The following is an 11662-nucleotide window of genomic DNA, read 5'->3' as shown; positions in this document are numbered from 1 at the left end:
TCTATACTGTTTTTTAACAATTTTCATACAATTAGCATCGTTATCCATCAAATTAAAAATTATTCTTGGCCAAAAATCTCCCAGCATGAGATGAAAAGATAGCTGTGACAACGTTTAACGCTGTGAATATAAAAATACAGCTATTTCAACTAACGTTAAATAATCCGAATGTAAGCGAATAAATCCTAAGCGAAATTCGAATCTTCGTACCTAAAATTTATAAAAAAATGTAATTATTCTAATAATTTGGATTAATTAGTGATAAAATTTATGTATAAAGATAATCTTATTGGTTAAAGGGACGGAATGAATAATTTTAGGATTAAATTAAATAATCATGCAGATTATGTCCAAAAAGTTGATACTCACTACTCAACTGAAGCGACCACCAAGCAAATTTTAATCTTACCGTTATTAGATATTTTGGGTTTCTCATCTTATGAGCCAACAAATGGAAAAGCTGAATATAAAGCAGGCTATCTAATTGATTAAGCAGTTGAATAAAGAGGTAAAAAGCGTGGGCTTAGAGATCGGCATAGGTGACCGAGTTATCATCGATAAACCTAAAAATATTTTGAAAGTCAGTGGATTGATTCTTGATACTTATGATTATGTCAAAGATAATCATAATGTTAAAAAAAATAAGTCGTTATACTAATTGGAAACAACATAAACAACCAAGGGAAAATAAATATGAAAAAATTGATTAGAATGATAAGTCTTGTATTGAGCTTGACATTAATATTACCATCATCATCGGCTTATGCGAACTTAACATCCATTAGGCTATTAGGGGCATTAAGTAATGGTCTTTATGCATACTGCTACTACGAGATGTATTTTATCAATAGTGGATTTATTATTAAGACCTATGTTAAAAAGTATCCATTAAGAACGTTTACGCTTTGCCCAGAAAGGTAGCGATAGGTTAACTCATTATTAGTTTATCATGTTTTGATTAAAAGACGAGTAATCTTGGTCGTATTAAGTTTTGAACAAAAATACTATATATAAGATTACTCTATCATTTATTTTACTGTCTAAGTCAATGTGCTGACTTGGATCTCTCAAATGGGTTATCTATAAATAAGCCGTAGCCAGTTTCTTGTTTGATTGTTATTGCTCATGAAATGTTTAATTTCGAGGCGTAACATCAAGAGAGGAGTAACTACTGTACAACCATATCTTACGCCTTATTAATTTCAATCCTATGAGATTCATCATCACCGATTAGCTAGCTTGTCGTTATGCGCCGGTTTTGTAAACCAACGCATTAAGTAAGTTATTCACTTTGAGGGATAACTTGTGACATTTTCATCGCCAGATAACCAGGATCAGCCACCTCTTCCACTTCATTTAGATAATCAATCCCCCAATTCTCAGCATGATCTTTACCTGCAAATGGCTGTTTAAATTCAATTGACTGCTGCATCGTCAGATTCCAAACATTACCCGCAAACCAAGTACAGTTAGTAATTGGTGTGTAAACGCCTTTGTCACCTGGACCTGGCTCCATATGGAAGTTTTTCGCCAATTCAGTACTTTCATCATTCAATTGTGGAATCACGCTATTTTCCAGATCCATCATTTGCTGTTGGCTGATCGGCAAACTCAACTGATAAGCAAAACCACGCTCAGGACGATCATTGCTTCTATTTTTGGTGTAACCAACACCTTCATGGTAACCGTAACGGTGGCAATTTGAATCCGTCACATTTTCACTTTCAAACACAATAATCCAAGCATGGCCTAAACTACCGCCACCGCAAATTTTATTCAATGCTTTTACAACCGCTTTAGCGTGCGCGTTCGGATCATCAGGAAACTCCGCCGCAGCTTCATCGGCAATTTTACAAATTTCTTCCATATCAGTCGGTTCTGGTTTTCGGTTTGAACGTAAGCAAATTTGTGGATAGCCGACTCGCAGATCCCCTTTTGGCATTATAATTGATCCATCTTTAAGGTTGGTTAGCCCTTTAGGTAAAATAGTACTATTTTTGTTACGCATAAATTCCTCATATAATTTGATGGATAAAAGTTGTGATCTATCAATAGTGATTGGTTAGTCTTGAACCACCTGTTTTGTAAATATAACTAAGCTATCTAGTTAAGTGCTTATGGTATTGAGTTTAAATCGATAGATTTAGCGAATTTTTGGTCGCACTTATCTGAGAGTGATTAAATCATCTCTTTTTATCTCATTTTATCTCATTTTATGGATTGCGTTTTGCCCCAAATAACGATGCGATGAAACAATATTAGGATATAAAATAGTCCTCTATTTTTTCGTAATAATAGTTTCCAGTTTGCTTATTGTAAGACTTAAACATCACAGTCGTGTTCAATCTTCATCATCGTTAAAGAGGTTTACTTATGGTGATAAAGGATCAAAACGGTGGCCATTGATAGAGATAGAGATAGATATCGAGTTAAAAAGTTATTAAACAAAAGTTAATCTTAGTTAGATCAATAATTACGTTGTAATCATCTAAGTGATTTGCTGTATAGAAGGGATTAGTCGTATTGCACACCTAATAAATAATCGCCATTTTTATCAACACAAACCTCAATGCTTCGCTTGGTAATAAATGCCGTTTTACTCAGATCATATACAAATGTTGCTGCGTTATTAGTAAACTCCATATGATACCAAACCTTATCTGCCTGAATACTGACGACATTTGAGATTGAGCTAGCATAAAGACCTTGTACTTCTTGTGTACTCAACATTGTACCATTGTATTTGCTACAAATTACTTGTAACGAATCTAATGCAAAGCTTGAAGTCGAGAAAATACCACAAAAAACAGCAAGTAGTATTTTGGTTTTGATTATATTCATGTTTTTATCGGCCAAAATATTGACTATGTCTATTTTGATTAATCTGACACACTTTAATCAAAACCGCTGCGGCGGTTTTGATATTTTTGTTTAGCCTGCCGTAAGCGCTTAAGTATCCACCATACCATGTTCTTAGGCACAAGCTCATCACAACGCATAGCCCTATCCAATTTATCTGTGCATACCAATCTTAACCGTTAACTTTATGCCGTAGTCATGCACTATTTTATGTGATCAATCCATTGTAATGTGGGTTTATTTTTATTTAAAAATAGGATCAGCCCCCCAATAAGCAACCAAATACCTCCGACGATTTTAGCATCATGATTTATATATAATAACACGGGCAGTAGGACTGAGATCCCAATGATGGGTATGATAATATCAGACAATAAAGAGGATAAACCAATATTGTTCTTTTTAAATCTAAAGTAGCCAATCACGGCGATGTGCAACATAATAAACGCACTTAACGCGCCGACATCAACAAAAGAAACTAACGTGGGTAGCCCTTTTGCGTTGTTTGCCGCACTGGTCGCAAGACAGAAGTTAAAAGCAGCCGCAAAAAGAATCGCAATCGTAGGTACACCGCTATGCTTACCAACCTTCGCCAGTATTGGCGGTAAACGTTTATCTCGTCCCATACTAAATAATAAACGACTTGCCGCGGCTTGACCCACCATCGCTGCAAAGGCAGCACCAATAGCCTTCATCAAACCTAATGACCAACCCAGATAAAGACCCAATTCTTGGTTAACTATATCGTAGTAGGCTTTGCCTTGCAGGCTAGGGTTAGCTCGTAAATATGCCGGTGAATAAGGACTCAGTAGCGCGCCAATATAGGTTTGAATCACAAACAAGGCACCCGCTAAAATCAGACAACCGATAATCGCTTTACTGACCAAACTCCGTTCACCACCATTTTCTTCAGCAAAAGTCGCAATCGCGTCAAAACCAAGATAGGAAAGTGCTGCAATTGAGACAGCTGTAGACAGGTTACCCCAACTAAATCGTTCTCCACCAGAGAAAGGAACCAACCAGTCTCGCTCAATACCACTTGTCGCTAAGATCCAGATCCCCGCAAATAAAACTGCGGCTAACACAACAATTTCAACGATTAAAATCAGTAAGGTTATTTTAGCTGATTTCTTGACTCCGATTAAATTTAATGTGGTCGTGAGCACAACAGCAATACAGGTCCAAACCCAAACAGGCACTGATGGCATAATTGCATTTAATGAAATACCACTAAACAGATAGGCCACGGCAGGAATAAACAGGTAATCCAGTAAAAGCAGCCACCCGACTAAAAAACCGGCATGCGGATGAATACCTGCCGAACAATAAGCGTAAACTGAACCGGCATGCGGTAACTCGCTCGACATTCTAGCATAAGAGAAAGCCGTGAATGCCATCACAAATGTAGACACAATATAGACCAATGCAATGGCGCCATCACTAATCGCATCAAGCACACCAAATAAGCCAACTGGCGCTGCAGGTCCCATAAAGAGCAATCCAAGAATGACCAAATCTCTAAAACGCATACTTTTATTTAATTGTTGCATAGCCTTTCTCTGTAATAACTCGATTAATGACCGAACAGCTTAATTAAACTGATTCCAATCAATTAAGCATAAATCGGTTTTATCCTATAGACATGGGTTATATACGTATTGTGTCGCTATTTGCAACAAGGCTTGTTGATGTAAACTAGGCTGTGCAAACAGAGGCTAACACTAATAATAGATAATAAAAGAGCTCCCCATTCAGGTAAGTTATAAATCTAAAGGATAACTCATATTAGCTCTTGGATTTCATAGGTATAGCTCATTTGTGCCGTTTTACCTAACATAATTGATGCACTGCAATACTTTTCTGAAGCAAGTTTAATCGCTCGTTCAACCGCCTCATTAGAGACTGATTTACCCGTAATGACAATATGAAAATTAATGCTGGTATACACTTTGGGTGACGATGGTGCTTGTGTCTTTTCAATATCAATCCACAAGTCACGGACATCTTCTTTGGCCGTTTTCAAAATGGCGATAATATCATAAGCCATACAACCTGCTGCGCCATGTAGCAATAACTCCATAGGCCTGGCGCCACGATTACGCCCACCATGTTCAATGCCGCCGTCCATCACTAACGAGTGACCGCTAGCGGTTTCACCCATAAAACAAAACCCGTCAACCCATTTTAAACGATCTGTCATAGCGTTTACCTCTTAAAATATGCAACCAAGTTGAGGATACTTTATGTTGTTTAACCAATAAAATCAACCGCTTAATATTTTAAACCTATTTGAGAAAATCATACGCCCCCAAAAGGGCTTATTTTGCAGAGAAAAATAGTAACATATGGTGGGAGTCTTGAAACCTAACTCAATCAGCAGATTTTTTAGACCTAAACAAGCCTAGAAACCCGCTATATTATCCGCTAAAGTGGATTCGTTCTTAACGACACGTTATCGGCATGTAATGGTGATAATTTTACAAATTTAGTGAGGGTATTAACGCTGGTAAAAATAAGAGGTATCGCACTCGTTTGTTATAATAATACGTCAATAAATGGTGGCCCCTACTGGACTTGAACCAGTGACCAATCGATTATGAGTCGACTGCTCTAACCAACTGAGCTAAGGGGCCATAGTGAAGAGGATTGGGATTATAATCAACTTATCCGCATTTGACTAGTTTTTCAGATTAAAAAAAAGAGTATATTGACGATTATGATCTTAAATGCGCAGTTTATAAACAGAATTTGTGTATTGAATAAGAAATTGGCTGGCTTAAGCTGACACAATCCATTATATTGGTTTGGTACATTGATGACTTGAATAAGGAATGCACATGTCTTTAAAAAAATGTCTTTTAATCGCCTCTGCCGCAATGGTTCTCACCGCCTGTGGCACATCCGGCACCCAGCTAACCACGGCCGGCGAAGCAGTCAAATTTGTGGATGTTAAACCAGGTAGTGACTGCCAGTTACTCGGCAAAACCGAAGGCCGTCGCAGCAGTTTCTTTGCTGGCACCAAAACCCACAGCGAGCTGATCCGTGAAGCGGCCAAAGATCTGCAAAACCGAGCGGGCGCGATGGGGGGCAATGTTATCTTTAATGCCCAAGATGCCACCATGCAAATTGTTTCAGAGTTAGTGCCGACTGATGCCGTTATGGCGGGTGAAGTCTATAAATGCCCATAATCCACCTCGCCATCTGATAAAAATAGCGCTCTCGATAGGGCTATTTTTTTACTTAATCGACAAAAATGTGACATAGATCACATTATAAAAAGCAGTGACGAGAACCAAAGTGTGATCTATCTCACATTTTTTAATAAATTGAGATGAATTCGATCGGGATAACCTCATACAATAGCCATGACTTTCACTCAATGGAATACTTTATGTCTACATCAAATTTAAAATTAAGCGTTCAGAAATTTGGACGTTTTCTGAGCAATATGGTTATGCCAAACATTGGCGCCTTTATTGCCTGGGGTTTTATCACTGCCCTGTTCATCCCAACGGGTTGGTGGCCAAATGCGACAATCGCCCAACTGGTTGGCCCAATGATCACCTATTTACTTCCCCTGTTAATTGGTTATAGCGGCGGTAAATTAGTTTATGGTGAGCGTGGTGCGGTCGTCGGTGCCATCACCACCATGGGTGTAGTTGTGGGGTCGAATATCCCAATGTTCCTTGGCGCGATGATCGTCGGTCCTTTAGGCGGCTGGGTCATTAAGCAATTTGACCGTTTAGTTGATGGCAAAATCAAAAGCGGCTTTGAAATGTTAGTGAATAACTTTTCATCCGGTATTATCGGCATGATTTTAGCCCTACTATCTTTCTTCGCAATTGGTCCATCGGTAGTTCACGCCTCAAATATTTTAGCGCATGGCGTTGATTTTATGGTACAAAACAATTTGTTACCATTAACCTCAATTATCGTTGAGCCCGCTAAGATTCTGTTTTTAAATAATGCGATCAATCATGGTATCTTCTCACCCTTAGGTATTCAGCAGGCAGCCGAGCACTCTAAATCAATTTTCTTCTTAATTGAAGCTAACCCGGGTCCAGGTCTTGGTCTGTTATTAGCTTATATGTTCTTTGGTAAAGGTTCAGCGAAAAGTTCAGCGGGCGGCGCGGCGATCATCCAGTTCTTTGGTGGTATCCACGAGATTTACTTCCCGTATGTACTCATGAATCCACGTTTAATCATTGCGATGATTTTAGGTGGCATGTCAGGCGTATTTACCTTAACCGTTTTCAATGCCGGTTTAAACTCACCCGCTTCACCGGGTTCGATTATTGCGGTACTGGCCGTTACACCAAAAGGATCGATATTAGGTGTTGTGGCTTCAGTCGTCGTATCTTGTATCGTGACCTTTGTGGTTGCCGCTATCTTACTGAAAAGCTCAAAACACAGTGATAAAAACTTGGAAGATGCTAAAAATGATGTTTCAGCAATGAAGAGTCAATCAAAAGGTCAAATCAGCGCTGCTGACTTTGATTTAGCTAAGGTGAAAAAAATTATTGTCGCTTGTGATGCCGGTATGGGTTCAAGTGCGATGGGTGCTGGCGTGCTGCGTAAAAAAGTACAAGATGCCGGTCTGGATATCAACGTTACCAATATGGCGATTAATAATCTGCCATCTGATGTTGATATTGTGATTACGCATAAAGACTTGACGGCCCGAGCAAAAGAACAAGTGCCTAATGCGCATCATATTTCACTGAGTAACTTCTTAGATAGTGATCTCTATAATCAGCTAGTCAGTTCACTGGCATCAAAACAGCAAGCTCAAAGCCACAGTGAAGGAACTGTAGCGCAAGAAGCAGAGCCTGAAGCGCCCGCATTTAGTCTGGCTAAAGAGGATATCTTCTTGGGTTTAACCGCAACGTCAAAAGAAGAAGCGATTCGCTTTGCCGGTCAAAAACTGTTTGAACGTGGCTACGTTGAAGCGGATTATGTTGACGCGATGCTAGCCAGAGAGCAGCTCACCAGCACTTATTTGGGTGAATCGATCGCCGTGCCACATGGTACGATTGAAGCAAAAGATAAAGTGCTTAAAACCGGTATCGTGTTCTGCCAATACCCTGGCGGTGTGCAGTTTGGTGAAGATGCCGACGATATGGCGCGTTTAGTGGTAGCTATCGCTGCACGCAATAACGAACATCTACAAGTGATCGCTAAATTAACCAGCGCACTGGATGAAGAGGGTATTATTGATAAATTAGCCAATACCACCAACATCGATGATGTATTAGCGATATTAGGCTAAGTCATCCCCAAAGCGTAGCACGATATCAGTGCTACGCTTTTACATTTCGTGATACCTCATCGCATCATGATAGTCACAACGAAATAACTCATTAATTTAAGGTCGAACTTATGCAAGCGTTACATTTTGGTGCAGGTAATATTGGTCGTGGTTTTATTGGTAAATTATTGGCTGATGCAGGGGTTAAAGTGACCTTTGCTGATGTTAATCAAGCTGTCATTGAAGCACTGGCGAGCCGTCATGAATATCCTGTGAATGTGGTTGGTGAGCACTCAACGACGGAAATCGTTAAAAATGTTGATGCGATCAGCAGTTTATCTGATGACGTGTTAACAAAAATCAGTGAAGTTGATTTGATTACTACGGCGGTTGGTCCACAAATTTTACCGCGTATTGCTGGTAGTGTCGCAAAAGGTTTAACCGCGCGCTGTGATAAAAACAATACTCACCCACTCAACATTATTGCCTGCGAAAATATGGTCCGTGGCAGCTCACAATTTAAAACCCATGTGATGGCTGAATTACCGGTTCAATATCATGATTGGGTTAATGCCCATGTTGGTTTCGTCGACTCTGCCGTCGATCGTATCGTACCGCCAGCAACCTCAAAAACCGGTGATATTTTAGAAGTGACGGTGGAAACCTTTTCCGAATGGATTGTTGACCAAACCCAGTTTAAAGGTGATATTCCAGCCATCAAAGGGATGGAACCTACCGATAATTTAATGGCGTTCGTTGAACGTAAACTATTCACGCTCAATACCGGTCATGCTATCACCGCTTATCTTGGCGACTATTTTGGTTTAACCACCATCAGAGACGCTATCTTAGATGAACGTATTCGTTTAATCGTGCGTGGCGCAATGGGTGAAAGCGGACAAGTCTTAATCAAACGTTATGGTTTTGATGATGTTAAACATGCCGCTTATATTGAGAAGATTATTAGCCGTTTTGAAAATCCGCATCTCCATGATGACACGGCGCGTGTCGGCCGTCAGCCAATCCGTAAACTGAGTGCGAATGACCGTCTAATCAAACCGTTACTGGGTACCTTTGAATATCATGTGCCACATCAAAATCTGGTAATCGGAATTGCTGCGGCGCTCAATTATCGTAACGTAGAAGATGATCAGGCCCTTGAGCTGGAAAAAATGATCTCTCAGGATGGGATCACCCAAGCTTTAGCTACTGTATCAGGGATTGAAGCGAGTCATCCCGTCATTAAAGACGTCGCGGCAATCTATGCAACAATGCAAAACAAGACTTTTTAATCTCATTATTACAAAATGTCTAAAAAACGCTTACAAGAAGATATTATTCTTGAAACACTGAATCAAAAGCCTGATATCTACGGGCTTTTATCTAGTGCTATTGGGATAATCAGTAAAAGTATTAACAACCTGATGATGAAGGCTTTTTGTAAAGAGAAGCATGCTATCAAATTTGTTATTCCGTCTCTGGTCGGTCATAAAGGGCCGCTCAATGAGTTGTCTGTACGGTTAAAATTACTCTATGCTTTAGGCGTTATCTCGCGCGAAGATTATGAGGATGTTGAGCTGCTAATCGCGATACTCGATGAACTCAATATGGATAAAGAGACCACCTATACCTTCATTGATGATGAGATTTTAGGACCGATTAGTCTGTTGCAAGATATGATCATTCCGCCTAATTTACCGATAAAACAGAAAGGCACGCATGAAATTGGTATTGTCGATAGTATGAAATCGTCAATGTATCATCAGCGTTATCAGCAGATGATCCGAGCCTCGCTCATTATTGCGATTACAAACTTAGCCACCCGATTAAATCAGCAGCAGCACGTCAGACTATTCTCTTAATCATCCGGCCCTCATTATATCTATCTCTATCACGTATACAACTGGTTGTCGTGCCACCCTTATCGACATAAACCGCTATCAGTAATGCTATCATCGCCTCATCAAGCTGTAGCTTAACTTTTTGGTAAGCAAATTCATCCGTTTCACGCGATAAAAAAAACGCGCTCAAATGCACATTTTGTCTTAATCGATACGAGAGCGGTTATTTTGAATAGCGGGTCTCAAAGTCTGCCATAAAATCGATCAGATAATTGACACCGGCTAAATCCATCGCATTATAAATGGATGCGCGCATACCGCCGGCAACCCGATGACCTTTAATGCCGATAATGCCCTCTTTTTGAGCCTCGGCCACAAACTGTTTATCCAGCGCGGCATTGGGTGACAGGAACGGCACATTCATCAGTGATCGGTTAGCCTGAGCGACACGATTCTGATAAAAATCAGAGTGATCAATATATTGATAAAGTTGCTGGGCTTTCTCATGATTACGCTGCGCCATCGCCGTTAAGCCACCCAGCTGTTTTATCCACTTAAACACCAGTCCAGACAGATACCAGGCAAACGTCGGCGGCGTATTGTACATTGAATCATACTTAGCCAGAACTTGATAATCGAGTACTGAAGGCAAAAATGATTTTGCGTTTCCGATCAAATCTTCACGAACAATGACAATAGTGATGCCCGATGGACCAATATTTTTTTGTGCACCGGCATAAATAATCCCATACCGGCTGACATCGATTGGCGCCGATAAAATACAGGAAGAGAGATCCGCCACAACCACTTTATCGCCAAAATCAGGCTGTTCAAAAATGGCCACGCCCTCAATCGTCTCATTAGGACAATAGTGCACATAAGCGGCATCCTCAGATATTGGCCATTGAGACATCGGCTGAAGACCGAGCAAACCATCTTGCTCAGTTTTAATCATATGATGATTCACCTGGCAATACTTTTGTGCTTCCTGCAATGCACACAAACTCCAATAACCACTGTCGATATAGTCTGCGCGAGCTTTATCGCCCAAAATATTCATCGGTACAGCGGCAAACTGCGCCCTTGCCCCCCCCTGACAAAACAGAATCTTGTAGTTATCGGGGACGTTTAACAGGGATTTAAGATCTTGCGTGGCCTCAATCGCGCAAGCATCAAACTCTTTTCCTCGATGGCTTAACTCCATCACCGAAGCGCCAGTATCTTGCCAATTAAGTAACTCCTTCTGCACCTGAATTAAAACGTCGTGCGGTAAAATCGCTGGGCCAGCACTAAAATTGTAAATTTTTTTCATATTGTTACACTCATAGTTACGTTTAGAGAGGTGAATACACGGAGATAATTGTCCCCCCCAGTTCCGGTGAATCACCTGTTCTGCTGATGTTACAAGCTTAAATTTTATGCCGCCGATAAACAGGCGCGCAAAATAGCGCATAGTTACTCGCCAATGCTTTTCATCAATCGCGGCGTCACCATGTAAAAGATCATGGTATGCAATCAACCATCAAACGAGCACCTGTTTAAGAGTCATTAACTAATCAGATAATCTCGCCGCATTATGGCGCTATCTATTTTATACCGTGACTTTTATTTTTATCATTCAAGTCATTTTATAGCAACAAAAACCCTATAAATTATTTTTATATACAAGCTATTTTGATAATTAAGGTAGTTGCGTTATAATTGCGCCGAATTT

General features: G+C 40.1%; 10 protein-coding genes and 1 tRNA gene. 5 read left to right on the top strand and 6 right to left on the bottom strand.

What is annotated here, in order from left to right; genetic code table 11:
* The first annotated feature begins 306 nt into the window (after nucleotides 1-306).
* Nucleotides 307-492: a hypothetical protein gene (locus tag RHO15_05075; GenBank protein WVD64880.1), complete on the top strand. Its 186-nt coding sequence runs from the start codon at nucleotides 307-309 to the stop codon at nucleotides 490-492.
* 790 nt (nucleotides 493-1282) lie between these two features.
* Here the strand turns inward: RHO15_05075 and RHO15_05070 are convergent.
* From RHO15_05070 to RHO15_05050, 5 genes are all read right to left on the bottom strand, one after another.
* On the bottom strand, nucleotides 1283-2008 hold the full coding sequence (locus tag RHO15_05070; GenBank protein ID WVD64879.1) for a hypothetical protein: 726 nt from the start codon (nucleotides 2006-2008) through the stop codon (nucleotides 1283-1285).
* 506 nt (nucleotides 2009-2514) lie between these two features.
* Nucleotides 2515-2727 (bottom strand): hypothetical protein, encoded by a 213-nt coding sequence (locus tag RHO15_05065; protein ID WVD64878.1) that lies wholly within the window; start codon nucleotides 2725-2727, stop codon nucleotides 2515-2517.
* Between the two features lie 335 nt (nucleotides 2728-3062).
* Complete coding sequence (locus tag RHO15_05060) at nucleotides 3063-4409, bottom strand: APC family permease (GenBank protein ID WVD64877.1); 1347 nt, start codon at nucleotides 4407-4409, stop codon at nucleotides 3063-3065.
* Nucleotides 4410-4639: 230 nt separating this feature from the next.
* Nucleotides 4640-5059 carry an OsmC family protein gene (locus tag RHO15_05055; protein WVD64876.1) on the bottom strand — a complete coding sequence of 140 codons (420 nt, stop codon included), beginning with the start codon at nucleotides 5057-5059 and terminating at the stop codon, nucleotides 4640-4642.
* 356 nt (nucleotides 5060-5415) lie between these two features.
* Nucleotides 5416-5492, bottom strand: a tRNA-Ile gene (locus RHO15_05050).
* A 204-nt stretch (nucleotides 5493-5696) separates the two neighbouring features.
* Here RHO15_05050 and RHO15_05045 point away from each other — a divergent pair.
* The 4 genes from RHO15_05045 to RHO15_05030 all read left to right on the top strand — a co-directional run bounded on the left by RHO15_05045 (nucleotide 5697) and on the right by RHO15_05030 (nucleotide 9969).
* Nucleotides 5697-6047 carry a DUF4156 domain-containing protein gene (locus RHO15_05045; protein ID WVD64875.1) on the top strand — a complete coding sequence of 117 codons (351 nt, stop codon included), beginning with the start codon at nucleotides 5697-5699 and terminating at the stop codon, nucleotides 6045-6047.
* 203 nt (nucleotides 6048-6250) lie between these two features.
* Entirely contained in the window at nucleotides 6251-8128 is a 1878-nt protein-coding gene (locus tag RHO15_05040) for a PTS mannitol transporter subunit IICBA (GenBank protein ID WVD64874.1), read from the top strand.
* Nucleotides 8129-8238: 110 nt separating this feature from the next.
* The gene (locus tag RHO15_05035; protein ID WVD64873.1) at nucleotides 8239-9399 is read left to right on the top strand and encodes a mannitol-1-phosphate 5-dehydrogenase; all 1161 of its coding nucleotides are present in this window, start codon (nucleotides 8239-8241) and stop codon (nucleotides 9397-9399) included.
* Nucleotides 9400-9414: 15 nt separating this feature from the next.
* Complete coding sequence (locus tag RHO15_05030; GenBank protein WVD64872.1) at nucleotides 9415-9969, top strand: MltR family transcriptional regulator; 555 nt, start codon at nucleotides 9415-9417, stop codon at nucleotides 9967-9969.
* A gap of 202 nt (nucleotides 9970-10171) precedes the next feature.
* Here the strand turns inward: RHO15_05030 and serC are convergent, their stop codons facing one another.
* On the bottom strand, nucleotides 10172-11467 hold the full coding sequence (gene serC, locus RHO15_05025; protein ID WVD64871.1) for a 3-phosphoserine/phosphohydroxythreonine transaminase: 1296 nt from the start codon (nucleotides 11465-11467) through the stop codon (nucleotides 10172-10174).
* Between the last annotated feature and the right edge of the window lie 195 nt (nucleotides 11468-11662).

This window comes from Orbaceae bacterium lpD01, assembly GCA_036251705.1.
In the GTDB taxonomy this organism is placed as follows: Bacteria; Pseudomonadota; Gammaproteobacteria; order Enterobacterales; family Orbaceae; genus Utexia; species Utexia brackfieldae.
The sequence above is the reverse complement of the archived record's forward strand: the minus strand, read 5'-3'. Positions and strand labels throughout refer to the sequence as shown.